This window comes from Pseudothermotoga thermarum DSM 5069, assembly GCF_000217815.1.
GTDB lineage: Bacteria > Thermotogota > Thermotogae > Thermotogales > DSM-5069 > Pseudothermotoga > Pseudothermotoga thermarum.
In genome coordinates this window covers 1,785,082-1,807,118 of record NC_015707.1, presented here as the reverse complement: position 1 = coordinate 1,807,118, position 22,037 = coordinate 1,785,082, and the positions used below count along the sequence as shown (strand labels likewise).

Annotated in this window: 24 protein-coding genes; 10 read left to right on the top strand and 14 right to left on the bottom strand. The window is 40.6% G+C overall.

Annotation, left to right across the window (positions count from 1 at the left end; translation table 11 throughout):
- Positions 1–2: 2 nt before the first annotated feature.
- The 11 genes from THETH_RS08970 to rlmN form a co-directional block, all read right to left on the bottom strand.
- Positions 3–818: a phosphatidate cytidylyltransferase gene (locus THETH_RS08970; protein WP_013933035.1), complete on the bottom strand. Its 816-nt coding sequence runs from the start codon at positions 816–818 to the stop codon at positions 3–5.
- A complete protein-coding gene (gene uppS / locus THETH_RS08965; protein ID WP_013933034.1) occupies positions 794–1,495 on the bottom strand; it encodes a polyprenyl diphosphate synthase in 702 nt (233 codons plus the stop codon). The genes THETH_RS08970 and uppS overlap by 25 nt, the downstream gene beginning before the upstream one ends.
- Positions 1,492–2,013, bottom strand: coding sequence for a ribosome recycling factor (frr, locus tag THETH_RS08960; RefSeq protein ID WP_407635691.1), 522 nt, complete (start codon positions 2,011–2,013; stop codon positions 1,492–1,494). The genes uppS and frr overlap by 4 nt, the downstream gene beginning before the upstream one ends.
- 179 nt (positions 2,014–2,192) lie before the next feature.
- Positions 2,193–2,933, bottom strand: coding sequence for an ATP-binding cassette domain-containing protein (locus THETH_RS08955; RefSeq protein ID WP_211205265.1), 741 nt, complete (start codon positions 2,931–2,933; stop codon positions 2,193–2,195).
- Positions 2,920–3,036, bottom strand: coding sequence for an ATP-binding cassette domain-containing protein (locus tag THETH_RS11110; RefSeq protein ID WP_407635690.1), 117 nt, complete (start codon positions 3,034–3,036; stop codon positions 2,920–2,922). The genes THETH_RS08955 and THETH_RS11110 overlap by 14 nt, the downstream gene beginning before the upstream one ends.
- A 697-nt stretch (positions 3,037–3,733) precedes the next feature.
- The gene (leuS, locus tag THETH_RS08950; protein WP_013933032.1) at positions 3,734–6,181 is read right to left on the bottom strand and encodes a leucine--tRNA ligase; all 2,448 of its coding nucleotides are present in this window, start codon (positions 6,179–6,181) and stop codon (positions 3,734–3,736) included.
- Positions 6,182–6,196: 15 nt separating this feature from the next.
- Positions 6,197–6,781 (bottom strand): RdgB/HAM1 family non-canonical purine NTP pyrophosphatase, encoded by a 585-nt coding sequence (gene rdgB / locus THETH_RS08945; RefSeq protein WP_013933031.1) that lies wholly within the window; start codon positions 6,779–6,781, stop codon positions 6,197–6,199.
- The gene (gene rpe / locus THETH_RS08940) at positions 6,772–7,422 is read right to left on the bottom strand and encodes a ribulose-phosphate 3-epimerase (protein ID WP_013933030.1); all 651 of its coding nucleotides are present in this window, start codon (positions 7,420–7,422) and stop codon (positions 6,772–6,774) included. Before rpe ends, rdgB begins: the two co-directional genes overlap by 10 nt.
- Positions 7,419–8,306 (bottom strand): ribosome small subunit-dependent GTPase A, encoded by an 888-nt coding sequence (rsgA, locus tag THETH_RS08935; protein ID WP_013933029.1) that lies wholly within the window; start codon positions 8,304–8,306, stop codon positions 7,419–7,421. Before rsgA ends, rpe begins: the two co-directional genes overlap by 4 nt.
- 9 nt (positions 8,307–8,315) lie before the next feature.
- Positions 8,316–8,723, bottom strand: coding sequence for a PASTA domain-containing protein (locus THETH_RS08930; protein WP_245530485.1), 408 nt, complete (start codon positions 8,721–8,723; stop codon positions 8,316–8,318).
- 62 nt (positions 8,724–8,785) lie between these two features.
- A complete protein-coding gene (gene rlmN, locus THETH_RS08925; protein WP_013933027.1) occupies positions 8,786–9,817 on the bottom strand; it encodes a 23S rRNA (adenine(2503)-C(2))-methyltransferase RlmN in 1,032 nt (343 codons plus the stop codon).
- A 70-nt stretch (positions 9,818–9,887) separates the two neighbouring features.
- Between rlmN and THETH_RS08920 the strand changes: the two genes are divergently transcribed.
- From THETH_RS08920 to THETH_RS08910, 3 genes are read left to right on the top strand one after another with little or no spacing between them, the layout of a single operon-like run.
- Complete coding sequence (locus tag THETH_RS08920; protein WP_013933026.1) at positions 9,888–10,952, top strand: AAA family ATPase; 1,065 nt, start codon at positions 9,888–9,890, stop codon at positions 10,950–10,952.
- A 1-nt stretch (position 10,953) separates the two neighbouring features.
- Positions 10,954–12,126: a vWA domain-containing protein gene (locus THETH_RS08915; RefSeq protein WP_013933025.1), complete on the top strand. Its 1,173-nt coding sequence runs from the start codon at positions 10,954–10,956 to the stop codon at positions 12,124–12,126.
- Positions 12,123–12,920 (top strand): DUF4895 domain-containing protein, encoded by a 798-nt coding sequence (locus THETH_RS08910; protein WP_013933024.1) that lies wholly within the window; start codon positions 12,123–12,125, stop codon positions 12,918–12,920. The genes THETH_RS08915 and THETH_RS08910 overlap by 4 nt, the downstream gene beginning before the upstream one ends.
- Here THETH_RS08910 and THETH_RS08905 read toward each other — a convergent pair.
- On the bottom strand, positions 12,901–13,935 hold the full coding sequence (locus THETH_RS08905; protein ID WP_013933023.1) for a hypothetical protein: 1,035 nt from the start codon (positions 13,933–13,935) through the stop codon (positions 12,901–12,903). The two genes, THETH_RS08910 and THETH_RS08905, sit on opposite strands and share 20 nt — an antisense overlap.
- Entirely contained in the window at positions 13,932–14,825 is an 894-nt protein-coding gene (locus tag THETH_RS08900; RefSeq protein WP_013933022.1) for a D-alanine--D-alanine ligase, read from the bottom strand. Before THETH_RS08900 ends, THETH_RS08905 begins: the two co-directional genes overlap by 4 nt.
- 44 nt (positions 14,826–14,869) lie before the next feature.
- Here THETH_RS08900 and THETH_RS08895 point away from each other — a divergent pair, with 44 nt between their 5' ends.
- Positions 14,870–15,289: a GIY-YIG nuclease family protein gene (locus tag THETH_RS08895; RefSeq protein WP_013933021.1), complete on the top strand. Its 420-nt coding sequence runs from the start codon at positions 14,870–14,872 to the stop codon at positions 15,287–15,289.
- Here the strand turns inward: THETH_RS08895 and THETH_RS08890 are convergent.
- Positions 15,270–16,676: an MFS transporter gene (locus THETH_RS08890; protein WP_013933020.1), complete on the bottom strand. Its 1,407-nt coding sequence runs from the start codon at positions 16,674–16,676 to the stop codon at positions 15,270–15,272. The genes THETH_RS08895 and THETH_RS08890 overlap by 20 nt on opposite strands.
- A gap of 266 nt (positions 16,677–16,942) precedes the next feature.
- Here THETH_RS08890 and THETH_RS08885 point away from each other — a divergent pair, with 266 nt between their 5' ends.
- From THETH_RS08885 to THETH_RS08860, 6 genes are all read left to right on the top strand, one after another.
- Positions 16,943–18,202 (top strand): extracellular solute-binding protein, encoded by a 1,260-nt coding sequence (locus THETH_RS08885; protein ID WP_013933019.1) that lies wholly within the window; start codon positions 16,943–16,945, stop codon positions 18,200–18,202.
- Positions 18,174–19,082 (top strand): carbohydrate ABC transporter permease, encoded by a 909-nt coding sequence (locus THETH_RS08880; protein WP_013933018.1) that lies wholly within the window; start codon positions 18,174–18,176, stop codon positions 19,080–19,082. The genes THETH_RS08885 and THETH_RS08880 overlap by 29 nt, the downstream gene beginning before the upstream one ends.
- Before the next feature lie 223 nt (positions 19,083–19,305).
- Positions 19,306–19,899 carry a carbohydrate ABC transporter permease gene (locus tag THETH_RS08875; protein WP_245530483.1) on the top strand — a complete coding sequence of 198 codons (594 nt, stop codon included), beginning with the start codon at positions 19,306–19,308 and terminating at the stop codon, positions 19,897–19,899.
- 12 nt (positions 19,900–19,911) lie between these two features.
- A complete protein-coding gene (locus THETH_RS08870) occupies positions 19,912–20,568 on the top strand; it encodes a transaldolase family protein (protein ID WP_013933017.1) in 657 nt (218 codons plus the stop codon).
- Positions 20,569–20,583: 15 nt separating this feature from the next.
- Positions 20,584–20,865, top strand: a complete 282-nt coding sequence (locus THETH_RS08865; protein ID WP_013933016.1) for a UxaA family hydrolase — start codon at positions 20,584–20,586, stop codon at positions 20,863–20,865.
- Positions 20,866–20,870: 5 nt separating this feature from the next.
- Positions 20,871–22,025: a UxaA family hydrolase gene (locus THETH_RS08860; RefSeq protein WP_013933015.1), complete on the top strand. Its 1,155-nt coding sequence runs from the start codon at positions 20,871–20,873 to the stop codon at positions 22,023–22,025.
- The last annotated feature ends 12 nt before the right edge of the window (positions 22,026–22,037 follow it).

Here is a 22,037-nt window from a genome sequence, read left to right as displayed (position 1 = left end):
CCTCACAGTATCCCGTAAGTTAGAAGGATGTAAGTAACTGGGGTTACAAAAAGCAAACCGTCTATTCTATCCAGCATGCCACCATGACCAGGTAAAACAACTCCTGAATCTTTTTTGTTGAAATACCTTTTCAAAGCAGATTCAAATATATCACCAAAGGTGTCGAAAACAGAAACAACAGCGGAAAAAATGGGCAAAGAAGCGTAAGGCATAACCTGCGCATCGAAAAGCCATTCAAAAAAGGCTTTGTAAACAATCGAAAAGGCAAGACAAGATAGAAAACCACCGATTATCCCTTCTAAACTTTTGTTTGGACTGAACTTTTTGGAAATCTTCGTTTTACCAAACTTTATACCAACAAAGTAAGCTCCGGTATCGTAAAGCCATACTGCAGTCAAAGTGAGTAAGGCGTTTGCCCAACCAAATTTCAAATAGATTGGAAAGAAAAAAGAAAGACAGCCGGCAACGTAGATTAAGGACAAAATCGTACCAAGAACAGCATTCCACACTTGTGGGATTTCTTCTACAAAAATCACCAAAAAGATTGCGCTGGCTATGAACATCAAAGAAAGATAAAGTAAGCCATTCTCGGCTTTGCTAAAACCATAGAGAACCACAAAAGCAACGTTCAAAATCACCCCAACGTGGATCAAATATTTGTTCTTATCACTCGAAGTACTCATACTCAAAAGTTCGTACGATGCAAGCAGAACAACCGCGCTCACCAGACCGATCAAACTTTTATAGCTCACAAAGCATGCTACGACAAATGGTGCGACGATGAAAGCGGTTATCACCCTTGTTCTTGTTTCGGACATACCAATCCCCCGAATCTTCTTTGCCTTTTTTCAAAATCTTCCAAGGCTTTTTTGAAATCTTCTCTCGAAAAATCCGGCCAAAGTTTTTTGGTAAAGTACAGTTCGCTGTAAGCAATTTGCCAGATCAAAAAGTTGCTTAGCCTTTTTTCCCCAGAAGTTCTTATTACAAGGTCAGGATCGGGAACATCGGGTAGGTACAAAAAGTTCCTCAAAGTGGATTCGTCAAGCTTTTGAACACCACTTTCAATCGCTTTGTTGAAAGCATCAACAAGTTCTGCTCTTCCGCCGTAATTCAAAGCAAGGATGACCTGAATCATCGAATTGTTTTTTGTTTTTTCCTCGAATTCAAGACAAAGTTCGTAAATCTCTTTTGGAAGTTGATGAATTCTTCCAGCAAACCTAAGTCTTACGCCGTTTTTCATCAATTTATTGAATTTTTTCCTAAGCAACTTTGCGAGCAAAGAGAAAAGATATTCAACTTCCTCTTTCGGTCTTTTCCAATTCTCCGTCGAAAAAGCATAAAGCGTAAGGTATTTTATGCCTTCCTGTGCAGCCCATTCAACCACGCGCTCAGCCTTCAAGGCACCTCGCCTGTGACCCTCGATTCTCGGCAATCCTCTTTTTTGCGCCCATCTACCGTTTCCATCCATTATGATTCCAACATGTAAAGGTTTCACACTTCCATTATCTCCTTTTCCTTCTTCTCAAAAAGTTTGTCTATCTCTTCTATCTTCTTATCTGTCAGATCCTGTATTTCCTTTTCAAGCCTTTTTTCGTCATCTTCGGAAATTTTTCCATTTTTCACAAGGTCCTTGAGCTCTTTCAAAACATCTCTTCTGATATTCCTTATGGCTATTTTACCTTGCTCAGCGATTTCTTTTGCCTTTTTAACCCATTTTTGTCTTTGTTCGGTTGTAGGCGTTGGAAAAATTATTCTTATAACATTTCCATCGTTCTGTGGTGTTAAACCAAGGTCTGAAGCAAAAATCGCCTTTTCAATCGCAGAAAGAACAGACTTATCCCACGGTTTTATAACGAGTGCACGATCCTCTGAAATGCTAACGGTGGCAAGCTGGTTGATGGGTGTTGGTGCTCCGTAATAATCAACTTTTATTTCTTCTAAGATGGCTGGCGAAGGCCTTCCGGTTCTCATCTTTCGAAGTTCTTCACTTATCTTTTCAACCGTTTTGTTCATCTTATCCTCCGCAGACTTCACAAGAGGATGTTTCACAGCCCTTCCCTCCTTCAAACTTTGTCGATTGTTTTTTCGACTATACTATATCATACACGATTGACGGATTTCTTGCACTAAAATCTGGCAAGCAAAAAAGAAGGGCAAAAAACTGTGGGAAAAACGTGCTGATAGGATACCAGCTAAACTTTGACAGACGAATCCTCTTTTGTGAAAGACATGAATATCTTTTCAAAATTCACAAACTCTTTTTCGACGCTTTCAATCTCCAATCCGTTTGCTTTAAAGAAATCTATCGTTTTGTACAAATCGCTCGATGTTTGCAAATCAACTGTGATTTCCAGCAGATTCCCATCCTGTTTGTATTCGTTGAAACCAAATTCTTTTAACTTCTCCAACACATGGTCATTTTCGATGACCTTTATTTTGTACCTTCTTGCGCTGAAAAGATTCAAAAGTTTCTTTTTCTCCTCACAGACAACTATTCTTCCATTGCTCATTATTGCAACCTTGTCTGCCACAGCTTCTACCAAAGCCATGTCGTGGGTCGACAAAAGTATCGTTTTTCCCAAATCTTTAAGCCCACCTATCAAAGATCTAAATTCCACGGATGAATTTACGTCCAATCCTAACGTTGGTTCATCCAGTATCAAGATATCCGTCCCAGCGGCTAAACAAACGGCTATGGCTGTCTTTTGTTGCATATCTCTTGATAACCTGTGAACTATCTCGTTGGCTTTGTTTGCAATGCCAAGCTTTTCAAGTATTTCCAAAGCCTCGGATTTCTTGAGTCTCTTTCCCCTGATCCCGGCAAAGTACATCATGTTCTCCACAAGCGTCATTCTCCAATACAAATTCCTGTTTCCCTCAAGAACAACGCTTATTTGAGAAAGAGCTTTCGATCTTTCCTTAATAAAGATCAAAACCGTTTATTTTTATCTCACCTTCGTCTGGGATTATCAAACCGCAGATGCATTTTATGGTAATTGTTTTACCCGCACCGTTTGGTCCAAGAAGTGCAAAGATCTCCCCTTTTTCTATTTCAAAGTCCTTTCAAACGAAAATTTGGCGTGCTTTGATTATACATTGATCGTCTCACCAGACGATGGCATCGAACCTCCGACGTCTTTCAAACCAAAGAAGATCAAATAGAAAAATATCAGGATCGTTGCAAGCCCAGAGATAGAATTGAAGTAGTACCTTTTAAATTCAATAAGTCTTTTTTAAAATTCGCAAGGAATGCCTCAAACATTTTGACATATTCCCTTTCTCTTTAAAATATCTTAAACTGACCTTGATATTTTGTCAAGCAGAAAATAAAAAAAACAAAAAGGCGACCAGAAGGTCGCCTAAAGTACATGTATAGAACTTTTTTGGATCTATAGTTCAAAAGGAGGGTGGGGGGTCATATCCACTTTCCAATTTTTTAGACGCAAAGCTTTTGTGAAAGGTTCAAAAAAGGGTTGTTAAACAAACTTAACGATTTTTTGAGCGAGCTTGCCATTTTAAACTGATACGTTGAATTGCTATAAAAATGTGCAAAATGTGAAGATCAAGATGAACAATACCGCGTTGGTTGTTTGAAAAATACTAAATGTTAAATTTTTTCTGCCGTATACTGTATTAATGGACTAGTCCAAAAGGCCAAAGGTAAAAAACCTTTGGCGGCTTTGCCGTGAAAAAACCGGCTCTTGCGAGCCGGTCGAGGTTTTCAAACTTATCATCAACAAGTGATACTTAACAATCTTCCTTTGACGTACACGATTTTCTTTGGTTCACCGTTCAAAAATTTTCTAACCCTTTCACTGCTGAGCGCTAGCTGTTTAACAAGTTCTTCATCGGCATTGGCTGGAACCTTTATTTTGTCTCTAACTTTGCCATTCACCTGCACAGCTATTTCTATTTCCTCAACTTTTAAGGCGTTTTCGTCGTACTGTGGCCAGTTTTCAAGCATGATCGATTCTTTTTTACCCATCATGTGCCACAACTCTTCTGCAAAGTGTGGAGCAAACGGTGAAATCATCAGCAAGAACTTTTCGGCGCATTCTTTCAAAAGTTTTGTGTTCCACTTTTCTCTTGGAACTTCGCTCATATAATCGGAAATAGCGTTGATCAGTTCCATCAATCCACTGATGGCTGTGTTGAACTTGAAGCCACCTTCCATGTCTTCTGTGATCTTTTTGAGCATGCTGTGAAGCTTTCTAAGAAGTTGTTTTTCTCGCTCAGAGTATTCCTGGGTGCCAGTTTCTTCCAAGGAAATTATCTCGCTTATCACGTTCCAAGATCTTTTTATGAATCTATAAACTCCTTCAATTCCCGCATCGCTCCACTCTGCATCCTTTTCAGGTGGTCCCATGAAGAGTATGTAAAGCCTTAAGGTGTCTGCACCGTACTTTTCGATCATCTCATCTGGAGAGACCACGTTGCCCTTGCTCTTAGACATCTTGAAACCATCTTTGTATATCATGCCTTGAGTGAAAAGGTTTGTGAACGGCTCATCGAAGCTTATGTAACCAAGATCGTAAAGGACTTTCGTTATAAAGCGCGAATAAAGCAAGTGTAATATCGCATGTTCAACTCCTCCAACGTATTGATCAACAGGTAGCCAATAATCAACATCTTCTTTCAAGAACGGCTTATCTTCCAATTTTGGATTGACGTACCTTAAAAAGTACCAAGAAGAGTCAACAAAAGTGTCCATTGTATCAGCATCTCGAAGGGCTGGTCCTCCACACTTCGGACAGGTGGTGCTTTTGAATTCCTCGCTCAGCATCAACGGAGACTGACCTGTTGGAAGGAATTCCACGTTGTAAGGCAATCTGACGGGTAAATCTTTTTCCGGAACTGGAACCATCCCGCACTTTTCACAGTAAACTATCGGTATCGGTGCACCCCAATAACGCTGCCTTGAAATCAACCAGTCCCTCAGCTTGTACTGAACGGTTTTCTTTCCTATTCCTTTTTCTTCAAGCCATCTGAAAACTTTTTCCATTTCATCTGGTACAACTGTTCCAGTCAACTCTCCGCTGTTTATCATAACCCCTGGCCCATCGTAAGCTTTGTCCAAAGAAATCTCATGCGCTGGTTTGATAACCTGCCTGATTGGTATGCCGTACTTTTTGGCAAAGTCATAATCCCTTTGATCATGTGCAGGAACTCCCATGACCGCACCAGTACCGTATTCCATCAAAACGTAGTTTGCAACGTATATTGGAACCTTTTCACCGTTAACAGGATTGATAGCATACCTTCCTGTGAAAAATCCTTCCTTTTCAGCTTCTACTGCACCTCTTTTAAACCTGTCTTGAGACATTATTCTCACTAAAAATTTGTCAAGTTCTTCGCGAAGCTCTGGCAAGATTATTTTCTCAACCAAAGGTGATTCTGGTGCCAAAGCCATGAACGTTACTCCCCATATTGTGTCAGGCCTTGTGGTGAACACCTCTATTTCAAGATCTAAACCATCAACTTTGAAAGCAACCTTTGCGCCTTCACTTTGTCCAATCCAGTTTCTCTGCATAGTTTTGACATGTTCAGGCCAACCTGTGAGTTTGTCCAAATCTTTCAAAAGTCTTTCAGCATAGTTGGTTATTTTGAAGAACCATTGTTCAAGGTGTCTAACTGTCACAGGTGTTCCACATCTTTCACATGCCCCATCTTTAACCTGTTCGTTTGCCAAAGAAGTCATGCATTTTGGACACCAGTTAACAGGTGCCATTTTCTTGTAAGCCAATCCTGCTTCATAGAGTTTTAGGAAAATCCACTGGGTCCACTTGTAATAATCCTCGTTGCATGTGATTATTTCCCTGTCCCAATCGTAGCTTATTCCAAGTCTTTTTATTTGTCTTCTAATCGTGTTGATGTTTGCCATCGTCCAATCGCGCGGATGAATCTTCTTTTCTATCGCCGCGTTTTCGGCTGGCAAGCCAAAGGCGTCGTAACCAAAGGGATGTAGAACGTTGTAACCTCTCATCCTCTTGTACCTTGCAACGGCATCTCCTATAACATAGTTCTTAACATGTCCGACATGCAAAGTTCCAGAGGGGTATGGGAACATCACAAGCATGTAATATTTTGGCTTTTCAGAATATTGGGGAGTTTTAAAAAATCCTTTTTCTTCCCAGTACCTTTGCCATTTTGGTTCTATTTCAGCAGGTTCATACCTGTGCACACGATCACCTCCAGTTTACTTGTCAAAAATTATAGCACGTAACAGCGAGAAAAGTTTTGTAAAAGCTTTGTACCTATGACTAATTTTGTGCTTTTCTTCCCCCATTTCTCCAAAAGTTTTATCGTAACCGTTTGGAATAAAAATTGGATCATAACCAAAACCTTCAGAGCCTCTTATCTCGTAAGCCAACGTTCCTTCAACTTTCTCTTCGCAGCAGATGATAATGTTTCCCACAGGATCGTAATATGTTGCTGCACAAACGAACCTGGCGAATCTTTCTTCTTTTTTTTCCATCATTTTCAATATAACCATCATTTTTTCTTTATAATCGTAATCTTTCATGAAACGAGCCGAATGAACGCCTGGAAAACCATTGAGTGCATCTATCACCAACCCAGAATCATCGGCGATAACTTTCATCTTTGTCATGTTTCCATAAAAAACAGCTTTTTTGATGGAATTTTGCACAAAACTTTCCCCGTCTTCCTCGACTTCCAAATTAATTCCCAGATCCGCGAGGGATACAACTTGAATACCATCTGGAACAAACCTCTTTATTTCTTCAAACTTATGTTTGTTCCTGGTTGCAATCAAAAGCATTTTATTTCCTCCAATTTCTTTCTGAAAACTCGCGCATCCGATCTGAAAATTCCATAACCCATGACCAAAATTTCAGCGCCAGCACAAACAACTTTTTCCACCGTTTCTTCGTTTACACCACCGTCGACCATTATTTTCACGTCAAGGTTGTTTTCGACTATCATTCTTTTCATTCTGGCAATTTTTTTAACGCTCGATTCTATGAACTTCTGTCCGGAAAAACCGGGGTTGACCGTCATTATCAAAACACCATCTATGTCCTGCAGAATGTCCACAAGAACCTCAACTGGTGTGTGAGGGTTGAGCGCGACAAAAGCTTTGGCACCATTTTCTTTGATCTTATAAATTGTTCGATGAAGGTGCGTGCAGGCTTCATAATGAACCGTTACAATCGAAGCGCCAGCTTTGACAAATCTTTCAACGTATTTATCTGCATCGATGATCATAAGATGTGCATCGACCGGCAAATTGGTACACCTTCTCACTGCCTCAAGCAACGGCAAACCAAAAGTTATGTTTGGCACAAAAACTCCATCCATAACATCCAAATGAACCATGTCGATGAAAGGTTCCACCCTTTTTATTTCCTCAGCAAGTCTTGATAAATCGCAAGCAAGGATGGATGCAGAAATCTGTATCATGATTTGCCTTTCACCTCTTCCATCATCTCAAGGTAACTTTCGTATCTGCTTCTAGCCAAGATTCCTTTTTCCACAGCCTCTCTCACCTTACATCCAGGTTCAGAAGTGTGAGTACAATCTGTAAACAAACATTTTTCACTCAATTCTCTAAAATCTCTAAAGTACAGTTGAAGTTCCTCTGGCCTTATGTGGGTTATTTCTATCAAGGAGAAACCGGGTGTATCCACAACATGTCCTCCAAACGGGAAGGTTATAAGCTCTGCAGAAGTCGTAGTATGCCTACCGCGTTCTGTTTTCTCTGACACCTCTTGGGTTTTAAGACTCACACCAGGACAGATGGCGTTCAAAATTGTGCTTTTTCCAACACCTGATACTCCGGCAAAAACGCTGACTTTGTCTTTCAAAACTTCCTTCAGCTTGTCCAAACCTTCACCGGTTTTTGCACTTGTGCATATCAACGGATATATCGAACCGTATGCTTTTATGAACTCTTGTTTTTTCGGTTCATCTTCCTCAGTTAACAGGTCTATCTTGTTCAAAACAACCACGGCATCCAAACCTGTTTGCTCAACCAAAACAAGCAGTTTGTCTACAACAAGCAGCGGTACCTCAGGTCTTTTCAAAGTGCAAACACAAATGACCTGATCTATGTTTGCAACTCTTGGCTTCAAAAGCTCGTTTTTTCTCTTCAAAATAGATTCGATTACTCCTCCATCAAGGACCTTTGTGTATTCAACTATGTCTCCAACGATAGGTTTAAGATCCTGCAATCTGAATCTACCGCGAAGATAGCATCGCACTCTTTCTTTAGTTTCAAGATCTTCAACTATAGCTGCGTTCGACATGAATTTGACAACTATCCCTCTTCTTCTTCTCAGTCGCACATCCCTCCTTTACGGTTCCCCAACATCCACCAGCAAAGATACCTCGCCGCCTTCCTTCAACTTGCTACCTGGAGGTGGATAAACCCCTAGGACTCTCCCATCAGTTCCCTTGTAGGGCAATTGAACGATCCTAACTTTAAATCCCATTGCCAGAAGTATTTTTTCAGCGGTTTCTTTTGGAGCTCCAACCAAATTTGGTACAGCCAATTCAAAAGGATCACTTAAAAACAAAGTTATTTCACGACCTTTTCTCACCACATCACCAGCGTAAGGATAGGTGCGATCGACAAAACCTGTGCCTTGAACTTGCCCAACCTTCAAACCTGCTTTTTTGATGATCAAAGAAGCTTCTTCCAAACTCAGACCTTTGACATCTGGAACCTTTACTTCTTGAGGTTTAATCAAAAAATAAGCCAAAAACAAAAGAGCTCCGACCGCTGTGCCGATCAAAAAATAAAAAAGGAAAACAAAAAAGGACTTCAGCGTTTTTGCAAAGCCCTTAGTCTTAGTTGACCGCATGCTGCTTCTATGTCAACTCCTTTCTCGCGTCTTACTTCCGCTTCTATACCGGATTCAACTAATATTTCTTTGAACCTGTTTATCTTCCAAATGGAAGGCCTTTCAAGACCGGGCAAAGCTGGATTGACTGGTATCAAATTCACAAAAACTTTCATCTTCATCTCCTTCAAAATCTTCGCCAATCTTCGTGCATCTTCGTCGTAGTCGTTGAACTCTTTTATCAATATGTACTCTATGGTTACCCTTCTATCAGTGTTTTGTTGAAATTGTTTTGCGGCATCCAAAATTTCCTCGATGGCATACTTGCTTGCAAGCGGTATTATCTGCATTCTTTTTTCGTTGCTTGAAGCATGAAGCGAAATAGCAAGATTGATGTCCAGTCCTTCTTGCCCAAGCTTGATGATCTTTTCCGGTATGCCAACGGTGCTTATGGTTATCCTCCTTATACCGATGTTTTTCATCTTCTTGTGATTTAGGATTCTAACGCTTTTCACCACGTTGTCGTAGTTCAGCAAAGGTTCGCCCATACCCATGTACACAACGTTGCGTATTTTCTGCCTGCTATCGGCTTCTATTGCCAGAATCTGCGAGACGATTTCGTCCACCTCGAGGTTTCTGACAAAGCCGCTTTGACCAGTCGCGCAAAATGAACAGCGAATAGGACAACCGACTTGGGTGGATATACACGCCGTCGCGTAACCTTCGTGGAAAAGCAGAACCGATTCTATCGTGTTACCATCCTTCAATTCGAACAGATACTTTGTGGTTTTATCGAACTTTGAAACCTTTTTCTCAACAACTTTTGGTAAGTCAATCGAGAAATGTTGAGGCAAAAGCCGACGGTGCTCCTTGGAAAGGTTTGTCATTTGATCGAAAGAAAAGACAAGCTTTTGATAAACCCAGTCCAGCACCTGGTCGGCCCTGTACCTTTCAAGCCCAAGTTTCACAATTTCTTCAACGAACTCTTCATAGCTAAATCCCAAAATGTTCAAAAAATCACCTCAATAAGATATTATACACAATCTTCTTCACACGTTGTATAATTTTTCGGAGGCGATCGGTTTGACAGTTAACGAAGCAAAATTTTTAAGCAAAAAGATCATGGAAGCAGGGGAAGTTCCCCTTTTGGTTGGACACTTTGGGGTTGGGAAAACTGATATAGCAAGACAAATAGCTGCAGAAACCGGTAGAAAGTTGGTGATCTTGATATTGTCACAAATGGAACCAGGTGATTTAATAGGACTTCCTTCAAGGCAAGATGAGAAAACGGTCTTTCTCAAACCCGATTGGTGGCCTGAGGACGGTAAAACGATAATTTTGCTTGATGAAATAAACAGAGCACACAGATCGATAAGAAATGCGATAATGCAGCTTGTCATAGACAAAAGAATTCACAACCACGTTTTACCAGAAGGAACTTGGATAATGGCAACCATGAATCCCCCCGATGACGAATACGACCAAGCCGAGCTGATAACCGACCCAGCCTTCATATCAAGGTTTTTCATACTGGATGTTACTCCATCCCCTGAAGAATGGAAAGTTTGGGCAAAAGAAAACAACGTAATTCAAGAGATTTGTGATTTCATAGAGCAATTTCCAGAATTTTTGTATACCCACTCTTCGATGTCTTTGAAGATAGAACTTAGACCAAGCCCAAGAAGTTGGCACAAACTGAGCAATGTTATGAAACTCTTAACCGATGAAGAGAAAAAGAAATATGGATATACACTTGCCGCTGGAATTTTAGGACCAGAAGCAGCAAGGGCTTTTGTGGAGTTTTCAGGTGAAAAAACCGTTCCAACACCACAGAAAGTTTTGATCGAAGGATTATCGCAGGCTTTGAAACAAAACATTGACGAGGCAAACTCTCTAACTTTGAGGTTGATCGACTATTTCTCGAAGATGGACGATGAAACAGTTGAACTTTTGAAGGCTCATCTTTCAACCGTGGCAAAAAACATCTGTGATCTTGCCAGCGTTCTTCCAAAAGACTCTTTTTACGCACTTTTAAGGTACATCGTGGATAGATCAACGAACGGTGAAAAATACTCTGAATTCTTCGATGCACTTGTCGAAAAACTTGCCACCTTTGGTCAAATAAAATCCATTTTGGAGGAGATGTAACATAGAGAAGGCCATTTTATTACTTGGGAAAAGATCACCCTTTTACCTTTACATCCTGCTCAACATTTCAAAAGTACCAAGTACCGAAGTTAGAACGATCGAACTGAGTTTTTCCCAAAATCGTTGGACCTTGCTTTACAACCCAGAATGGGTTGAAAAAACTGACGTTAATTTTGTACAGGCTTTGATTTTGCACCATTTGATGCACCTTATAAACCTTCATTTTTTGATAAAGCCCAAAAACAAAAGGGAAAAAATGATCTGGGATCTTGCGATGGATGCGGCTATCAACCAGTACATACCAGAACTTGCAGCCTTTGGTATACCTTTGAACCTTCTGATTGAAGAAGGACACGGTGTCGATAACGAAAGGCTGTTCGTTCTGCCACCCGATTGGATGCCCGATGAGAGCGCCGAAGAATACTACAAATGGATAATGAAGAAAATGGAAGAACTTGGAAGATTCGATGTAACTCTGGTTGCACAGCTTCGTGAAAAGTCAACGGACAGCCACGATTCACTTCAAAAAATTCAAAACATCGATATGGTTTTGGAGCTCACACAAAGCGATCTTGCGAAAGCTTTCAACCTTTACGGTGAAAAGCTGCCAAGTGGAATCAAAAGACAAGTTGAACTTGCCATTTTCAGACCAGTTCTCAATTGGAAGGATATGATCAGAAGATTTGCAGGGCTTTCGGAATACGGTGAAAGACACACAACACCACTTAAACCCAACAGAAGGTATGAAAATCAACCTGGCTGGAAGATATCGCACATGGCAAAACTTGCGATAATCGTCGATACAAGCGGGAGCATAATAGACGAAGAACTCGATCAGTTCTTTTCCGAAATAGAAAGTCTTTCAAAGTACGTGGACACAAACTTGGTACTGGTTCAGGTAGATAGAGCCGTTAACCTTGAGATGAGGTATACAAAAGGAGCTTGGAGAAAGATGGAAATAATCGGTGGAGGCGAAACAGATCTTCAACCAGCCGTTGATTACCTTCAAGAAAAGTACCACCCAGAAGGTTTGATTATCTTCACAGACGGGTTCACCGATCTTCCTGTTGTGAAAAGAAGGGTTCTTTTTGTTTTATCAAGTTATTACAACGAAGAATTCGCAGAACAGGCGCGCAAAGTTTATGGACGATCGAGCGTGGTGATTCTCAAGTGATCAAACTTGGTCCTGAAAGTGTAACACAAATTTTGGCTTCATACTTAGAAAGAATTGAAACTTCGCAACCCTTTGAAATGTTTCAAAAGCACAAAGAAAGATTGGATCAATTTCACAGGCATGCCGTACTTTCAGCTGTTTGGAAAGAGAATCATTTTTCCGTCTTTTCGTTGATTGACATCTACGGTAGAAAAATTTTAGGAATCTCTTTGTCGAATCCTTTTGAGAAAAACCTTTCTTTGTACAGCACATCAAACGTTGATTTCCTGCTTTCTGAAATATTTTCAAAACTTTTCGACCAACAGCCTCAGTTTCAAAAAAGTGCCGTGATCAAACTACCTTTTCAAAGCAAAGCAATTGCCGTTGTCGGAGAAGATGAATTTTTGGAAAAAGAAATCTTCAAGGAAAAGATCCACTCTCTTTCTTTTTTCACCTTTGCCAGCAAAATCAACGAAGAATTGTACGAAAAATTTCGACGTTGGAATGGAAAAAAGGTCGATTTCGCCCAAATCCATCTTTTCGATGACTTTGCCACGTGCGTGATTACAATTCCAAAAAGTGCTCCTTTGGACCACGCTTCTTTGCTGGCTGAAATAGCAAGAGTTTACCGACCGATGTACGGTCAAGCTTATCAAGGAAACGTGAAAAGGTTTGGAAATTCTCCAATTCTAACGATTTTCACGGTTGATTACAACCAACTTCTGGAAGGTTTGGATCTGGAAGCCAAATGCAGTCAAATGTGTTCGAAAATTTTGAAAGCCTACGACTGTGTGATCAGCCTTCTGAAGACTTAAGAATGACCGATCTATTTGAACTATCGGAAATTTTCACATATCCGTCCTGAACGTGGACAAAAAGTCTACTTGACATCCTGGACAAAGCAGATCTTAATTTGTGTGCAGAAACCTCAGTTTCAAATTCTAAACCTTCTGAACACGGAACAAACCCTCTATACTGGATGGTCCCATAACTTGCAAAAAACCTTATTTCCTTCTTGGTTTTTGTTATTTTCAATGTGGCATCTTTCGGCAAAATCACGGCAGCTTTGGATACAAATTTTTGAAAACCACTTGGAAGTACTTCCTCTCCTTTTACAAACGCAAGCTCCTCCAAGCGAGGATCGATTTTATCCATTTCACCGCAAACTTGCATTCCAAATTCCTTTGTCAATATGGTGAACTTCTCCTGTGAAATTCCCAAAATAGTCTTTTCATCCAAGCTATAAACATCCAGCGACTTAACTATCCTACGGGTACTGGCATAAGGCATGGCGAAACAAAAATCCTTCAACAAGTTGGCTTCAAGCTGGCAAAGATTCAAAACAGTGGGAGTTGATCCAACCAAAAATATTTGGTTTCTCAAAGAACCTATTTTCATCATATCTCCTTCTTCAAGGCTTGCGGTGGCAAAGTCAAAAGCTTTCAAAATCTGCTTGGTGGTTGTTTCACCAACTTCTTCAAAGGGTTGCATTGCTTCTCGCTGCTTTGGAGTAGCTATTTTCACTCGCAAAACCTCATGCTGCGACTTGATGATCAAATAATCTTGAAAAAGTTCTAGTTCCAATTCTTGAGAACTTTCACCCATCAAAAAACCTCTCAACAACCTCGTGGAAATTGCTATTTCACCGTGAAAAGGCTGACAGTCGGCAACTTTAACCCAACTGGTGAGACAACCGTCCGTTGATCTGAGAATCAATCCGTCTTTGTAGGAGAAGTACACATTTCCCATCGTGTACTCGGACGAACCCATTACCCTGTCGCTAAACCTGAGCCATCTTTCAAGCTGTTGAACCTTTAACCTGGCTATCATGAAACCACCGTCTTGATTATCGCATCGATAAGTTCCTCAAAGCTCATTCCAGCTGCCCTTGCGCTGGCTGGAAGATCGCTCAAATCGGTCAAACCCGGTATCGTGTTTATCTCAAGAACGTAAAACTTTCCTTCGCTCAAAATACCATCGACTCTTCCAAATCCTTCACACTGACATGTCTTGAAAGCTTTTATCGCTGATTCTGAAACCTCTTTGAATTCTTCTTCGCTCAAAGGTGCAGGAAGCACAAACTCTGTCATGTTCGGTGTGTACTTAGCCACGTAGTCGTAAAAACGCCTTTTTGGTCGAAGTTCCAATATTGGTAGCACTTTGAGTTCTTTGTTCATCTCTAAGATTGAAACGGTAAGCTCTCTACCTTTTATATATCTTTGCAAAATCATCTCGCCGTAAACACTGAGTTCTTCCTGCAAGTTTCTGTAAAGTTCATCAGGGTCGTCGCAGATGTGTACTCCTATGCTTGAACCTTCTCGACGTGGTTTTATGACACATGGAAATCCAAAAGGAGATTCCTTGGTCGGTTTATCAACGAGAATGTAATCAGGATATCTAACAACACCAGTCAACATCCTGTAGGTCAAGACCTTGTCAAAACAAATTGCACTGGCGACGACTTTTGATCCTGTGTACTTAACACCAAGCCAATCCAAAATTGCCTGAACTGTGCCATCCTCACCAAATTGACCATGTAAAGCGTTGAAAACCAAATCAAACTGCTTCAAAGTTGGAGCTATGTTTAAAAACTCACCGTTGACATCTATCGGTGCAACTTCATGGCCAAGTTTCTTCAAAGCTTTGACAACATTTTCCCCGCTTTTGAGTGATATGGGTCTTTCCCTGGAAATACCACCCATGAGAACAGCTATTTTCAAACTCAATCACCTCAGAGAATATATTATCAACATGGTGAAAGAACTTGTCAAAGGGAACTTACATATTGGTTGTGAAACTTGAAAAAGATCGAACGATAAAATCAAAAGCGAAATCTTGGAACCTTTCCAAAGGTTTGTACGCTTACGTTGGATCTGCCATGAACAACCTTGAAAAGCGTATAGAAAGACACCTTCGAAAAAACAAGAAGATGCATTGGCACGTGGATTACCTTTTGAAAGAAGCAAAAGTACTCATGGTCATAGAAATACCTTCAAACGAAAGGTTAGAAGAAAAGGTGGCTCGATACCTTGAAAAATTCTTCGAGCCAGTGAAAGACTTTGGATCAACTGATGTCAAAACCAAGGGAAATTTGTTCAAAATTTCAAGCGCACAGGAGTTGATAAAAGTTATGGATGATTCAAAGCTTTTTTATAGTATTTCTTTCACACCAAAGCTTTCTTAAACCTACTCTCAAGTTCTACGTTAACCTCGCCAAAGATCCTTTTTCTTTCAAGATACCTGTTCAGCTCTGCATGTATGGTTGGACTAACAGGATATTTCCAAGCCGCAATTGCAGAAAATGCGAGCAAAATCAAAGGAACAAAGCAAAGTATAAACCTTATGACGAAAATGACACGATCAGGTTGAGCGACAAACTGAGGATTGTATCCAGCAAAACCCAAAATGTAAAGTATCAAAGATTGCGTTACCGCTGATGCCACTTTTCTGATGAAAGTCATCAAACCGCTGAACGAACCTTCTCTTCTTTCACCAAAAGCGAGCTCACCAACATCTGCAACATCGCCAAACATCGCATGAGGCATAACAGCAACCGCTGATACTCCAGCTCCCGTCACAAAAGCCAATGCAATTAGCATAGCATTAGGAATCGAAGGATTTGCAAGTGTGAAGATAAGAATACTTGCAACAGTCCAAATGAGTGAACCAAGCAACCACGCTGTTTTCTTGCTAGTTTTTCGAGCAATTACAGCATAAACTGGGAGAAAGGCAATTTCAGTTAGTATCAACGTACCAAGAACCAAAGGCAAAAGTTGCGGTTTGCCTATGTACCACCTCATGAAATACGCAAAGATTATCGACACAGCATCGATGGCAAGATAAGATCCCAAATACACCAAAAGTAGTAATCTAAAAGATCTTACTTTGAGAGGTTCCAAAAACATAGATTTAATGTCAAACCTTTTTGGTACATTTTCAAATCCTCTCTCCTTCGTAAACGCAAAGACGCCGATCCAAGGAATGGCAAAAAGCGCCCCAAAGAACAAAGCCATGTTGATATATCCTCTTTTTATATCTGGTGCAGCGTTAACTATTATCATAGGTAAAACCGCACAGAAGAGCGAAGAAGCTAAAGAGAAGAAAAGTCTTATGGTGTTCAAAGAAGTTCTCTCATGGTAATCCAAAGTTATTTCTCCGGCAAAAGCTTGATAGGGTACCATCACCATTGTGGTGACAGTGTTTAAAAACAGATAGGTTGTCAAAACGTAAAGAAATTTTCCAATTGTTGAACTAAAGCCGACTGGTATCCAAAGCAATAAAAATGACAAAAAAACAAATGGAAACCCAAATAGAAAGTACGGTCTTCTTCTACCCCATTTGCTTTTTGTTCGATCGCTTATCATTCCCATTAGTGGATCAGTTATAGCGTCCCATATTTTTCCTATCAAAAACACCGGCGCGGCACATCTTGGATCTAGTCCAACTACGTCGGTTAGGAATATGGCGTAGAAAAAGTTAACGATGTTGAAAACACCTCCACCATAAATGTCACCTGCACCAAAGAAAATCTTGGTCTTCAAAGAAAGCTTGTCAGAAAAACTTTCTTTCACTTCACATCCCCCCATTTTGTAAATTTTCCAGAAATAAAAATATCACAAAACTTTGAGGACTTACCACTTTGAAAACAAAAGATTTCGTGAGAAAAACAAAGAAATTACAAGAAAACGCCAAAGTATATCGATTTTTTGCCAATATTTCTGTGATTTTTGCCAAAAAATAGCTTTGAAATTGCTTGAAAAAGTGGTATTACCTCTTGTATAATTTTAAAGACGATCATCCCGCGCAGAGCGGGAACCGCGAGGGGGTGTGTTAAGTTATGAAAAGACTGTTAACCTTTCTTATTGTCACGCTAACTATCACCCTTCTAGCCACAACTGTAAGAGTCCTTCTTTGGGATGATGCTCTTACACAAGCTTTGCGACAGGGTATACCAGAATTCGAAAAAACCACTGGAATAAAGGTGGAATTAGAACTCGTTCCAAGTGGTACTTTGCTACAAAAAACCCTAATAAGTGTAACTGCGAAAAGTGCAGACTACGATTTAATAGCAGTTGACGAACCAAACATACCACTTCTTGCACCAATTTTGCTCCCACTTGCATATTGGCCTGAAACGAAGTTTTATACTAGACCAAGTATGGCGGACATAATGCCACTGGCTCTTGCAGCTGGTCAATGGAGAGGTCAGTTCATGGGACTTCCTGTGAACTCAAACGTCTACATCTGGTTGACCAGAAAAGATATCATCGAACAGTACAAGGAAGAATTCAAGAAAGAATACGGCTATGAAATGAGAGTTCCTCAAACTTTACAGGAACTACTTGATATGTCGAAGTTTTTGGCAAAGAAGGGCATATACGGATGGGCACCGTTCACAAAACCAACCGAAGGTGCGACTTGCGAAGCTATATGGATGTTTGAAAGTTTTGGTACCAGCGTGCTCGAAGTCACCCCAGATGGTTATAAAGTTGTCTTGGACAAATCCAAAGCTGTCGAAGCCATTAATTTCTACAAAGAACTTCTCAAATACGCTCCTCCTGGTGCGCTGGACTATGGTCATGCAGAACGTGTAGCAGCTTTCGCACGTGGAGAAGTCTTCTCGATGTTCAACTGGCCTGCACTTGTTCCTGATATTGAAAATCCCGAGAAATCGCTGGTGGCCGGTAGAATCGCTTACACAGCTCCACCTGCTGGGCCAGCGAAAAGAGCCGCAATCAGGGGATGTTGGATCGTGGCCATACCTTTGGCTGCCAAAGAAAAAGCCGCTGCCGCTGAGTTTGCATATTGGTGGATGTCGCTGGAAACAGGTAGAAAACTTATACCGTTTGGCCTCACACCAGCAAGAGAATCTTTGTTAAGAGATCCACAATACGTTGTCGAAAGACCATGGTTTGAAGGAATATACCTTTCGATGAACTATGCGGTTGAAAGACCACGCTTTGAAAAATATCCAGAGGTATCCCAAATTATAAGGACTCATTGGTTAGATGCAATATCTGGCAAGATCAGCCCAGAAGTGGCAGTTGATAGGATGGTGAACGATATCAATGCTTTGCTCAAGAAATACGGTTACTAAAGAGGTTAGACGAAGAAGGGGGATCACTCCCTTCTTCGTCTTTGTCTTTCCTGCTTTGCTAGCTGTTGGAATCATCATTTTTTATCCTGCCGTTTACGCAATTGCTATTTCTTTCACAGATAGGCATCTGCTTTACCTTGGTTTTACAAGATTTGTTGGGGTTAGGAATTACATCGAAATGATTAAAGATAAAAATTTTTGGCATTCTTTGCGATTGATGTTGGGATTTCTAGGTATAGCTTTGCCAATCGAAATAGTTATCGGCTTTTCTGTTGCATTGTTGTTCACAAATAACTTTCCTTTAAATCGAATCATGAGATCCTTGCTGATGCTGCCTGTATTTGTTTTGCCAGTACTTTCAGGTTTAACCTGGAGGTTAATGCTTCAACCGCGCTATGGAGTGTTGGCTGAATTTTTCAGGTCCCTTTCCATAGGACCAATTGCTTGGCTTGCGGATCCAAAGTACGCATACTTGGCGATTTTACTTCAAGATATCTGGAGAATGTGGCCGTTTGTTTTCATAATCGTGTATGCTGGGCTGACCTCTTTGCCAGCAGAATTCGTTGAAGCATCGCTTGTTGATGGTGCAAGCTTTTTTCAAAGGCTTTGGTATGTGATCATACCATGTATGAAACCAGTTATAGCAACGGCTTTTCTTTTGAGAATGATAGATGCTTTGAGGATATTCTCTGAAGTCTACGTCATGACTTATGGGGGACCGTCGAATGCAACAATGCTGTTGTCCTTGTACATACATAAACAAGCTTTTGAATTTGGAAAAATTTCTTATGCTTCGACAATCGCTGTTTTTCTCTTACTTATAGCTTTGGGAATATCCTATTTTGTTGTTAAAAGAATGATGCGTGGTGAGGTAAGTTGAGGAAGAAAAAAATTGTAAAATTTGTGACCTTTTCAGTCGCATTCTTTATAGTTCTCGTTCAACTTTTTCCAATAACGGTTATTGTTTTCAACGGATTCAAACGTGATATAGACATATGGAGCCGTAATCCATTTTATTTCAAGCCAACTTTGAGAAGTTACGAACAAATATTCAAAAGTTTGGATTTCAAGCGATCGATGAAAAATTCCTTTGCGTTGCAAGCTTGTCGTCGATTGTCTCTGTCACTCTTGGGGCTATGGCTGCATATGGTTTAACCAGATTTAGATTCAAAATCAACGAACTCATTGTTTTTGGTTTGCTGATGCTCAGGATGATTCCACAAATATCCCTTTCTGTTCCCTTTTACATGATTTTCCGCTCACTTGGTTTGAATGACACTTTGATTGGTCTTTCTCTTGCGCATATAAGTTTTAACTTACCATATGTGATAGCCTTGCTGCTTCCTTTCTTTTCAAGCATTCCAAAGGAATACGAAGAAGCCGCAAAAGTTGATGGTTGCAAAGGTTTTCAAATATTCTTGCGAATATTCTTCCCGCTTGCATCGGCTGGTATCGTTGTCGCAACTGTTTTTGCTTTCTTGATGAGCTGGAACGAGTTCATATACGCCTTGGTCTTAACTGGTTCAAAGGCTAAAACCGCACCGGTGGTTGTCAACGCATTCTTGGGTCAGTACGCTCCACTTTGGGGGCAGCTTTCAGCCGCCGGAACAATAATGCTTTTGCCGGTTTTTGTCGTAACGCTCAGTTTGCAAAAGTACATAATAAAGGGATTGTCAGCTGGTGGAATAAAAGGATAAGGAGGGAAAAACATGCTATTCTTCTTGGACAGTGCAAAACTTGATGAGATTGAATATGCAATCAAAAATTGGAAGATCGATGGAATCACAACAAACCCCAAACACCTTATGACTGCAGGTATGAAAATGGACGAATTCATCAAAAAAATTAAACCTATGGTTGAAGGAACACACATAACGGTGAGTTTGGAAATCGATCCACATCTACAAGACCCAGAAAAAATGATAGAACAAGCAAGAAATTTGGCAACTTTATCGGAGAACTTCGTGATAAAAATCCCAGCAACAGAACCTGGCTTCATCGCCCTTGAAAAGCTTGCGAAAGAAAACGTGAAAGTTAACATGACGTTGATTTTCAACGTTTTGCAAGCACTCCAAGCCGCTAAACTTGGGGCTTACTACATAAGCCCATTCGTCGGTTGGAAAGAAGAAAGAGGAGATTTCGATAAGGACTTCATAGCAACCATTGTAAAAGCTGTTAAGAACTACGGTTTCAAATCCAAGATTTTGATAGCTGCGGTTAGAAATTTAAAACATTTTGAAGAAGCAGCACTTGCCGGTGCGGATATCATAACCGCTGGATTTGAGGTTTACAAAAGAGGTTTTGAAAATCCCTATGTAAAACTTGGCCTTGAGATATTCTGCGACGCTTGGCAAAAGATTCAATAATGGGAGGGAAGGGTTATGATCGATTTCTTGGTTCACAAACATGGGGATGACGTTGGAGTTGCTGTTAAAGATTTGAAAAAGGGTGAAATCGCTAGAGGAAGAACTTTTGACGGAGAACAAACTTACGAAATAGAAGTAGTTGAAGACATTCCCTATGGTCACAAAATCGCCTTAAGGGATATAGAGGAAGGTGAAAAAGTAAAAGAGTACGGTGAAATTATAGGAAAAGCAACTCAAAGAATATTGAAAGGATCACACGTTCATGTTCACAACATCAGATCTCTCAGATGGGGGTGAAAAGCATGGAAAGACAAATTCTTGCATACAGAAGACCCGATGGTAGTGTTGGTGTTAGAAATTACGTGATTTTACTAACAGTTGATGACATATCTAACGCTGTCGTTGAGGCCGCTGAAAAAGCCGTTGCAGGGACACTTGCCATACCACATCCTTACGGAAGATTGCAATTTGGAAAGGACTTAGAGCTTTTGTTTAGGACACTCATAGGTACTGGGAGTAATCCGAACGTTGCTGCAGCAATAGTGGTTGGAGTTGAACCAAAATGGACGCAAATCGTTGCCGATGGAATAGCAAAAACAGGAAAACCAGTGGAAGCATTTTGGATCGAAGGAAGTGGTCAGATAAGAACTATTGAAAAGGTCACAAGAGCTGCTGTGAAAATGGTCGAAGATGCAACCAATTTAAGAAGAGAACCTGTTGATATAAGCGAATTGATAATCAGCTTGAAATGTGGTGAATCAGATACAACCTCTGGTTTGGGAGCAAACAAAGTTGTAGGTAGGTTCACAGAAAAATTCCTCGAAATTGGTGGAACTGTTTTGTTTGGAGAAACCTCTGAGTTAACTGGGGCAGAACACATAATCGCTTCAAGGTTCAAAAGACCCGAGGACAGGGAAAAGTTTATGATGTTTTTCAACGAATATCAACAGTTGATAAAATCTCAAGGCGTAGATCTTCTTGGTTCCCAGCCTACGCAAGGCAACATAGCAGGTGGTTTGAGTACCATAGAAGAAAAAGCTCTTGGCAACATTCAAAAAATTGGAAATGCACTCATTGATGGTGCTCTTGACTACGCTGAAAAACCAACTGGAAAAGGACTTTATTTCATGAACACATCGTCTGCAGCTGCTGAAGCGGTAACGCTTTTTGCTGCCGCCGGAGCCGTAATACACCTTTTCCCAACAGGCCAAGGAAACCCAATTGGAAACCCAATCGTTCCTGTGGTAAAGATCACTGCGAACGAAAAAACAGCTGCATGCATGTCAGAGCATATAGATGTAGACGTATCTGCTTTACTCAAAGGACAGATTACGCTAGAGGAAGCAACTCAAATTCTCTGGAAACGAGTTGTAGAAACTGCCAACGGTAGAATGGTCAAAGCAGAGATACTCAATCACAAAGAGTTTGTCTTGACAAAGCTCTATCCAAGTGCATGAATTTGGAGGTTG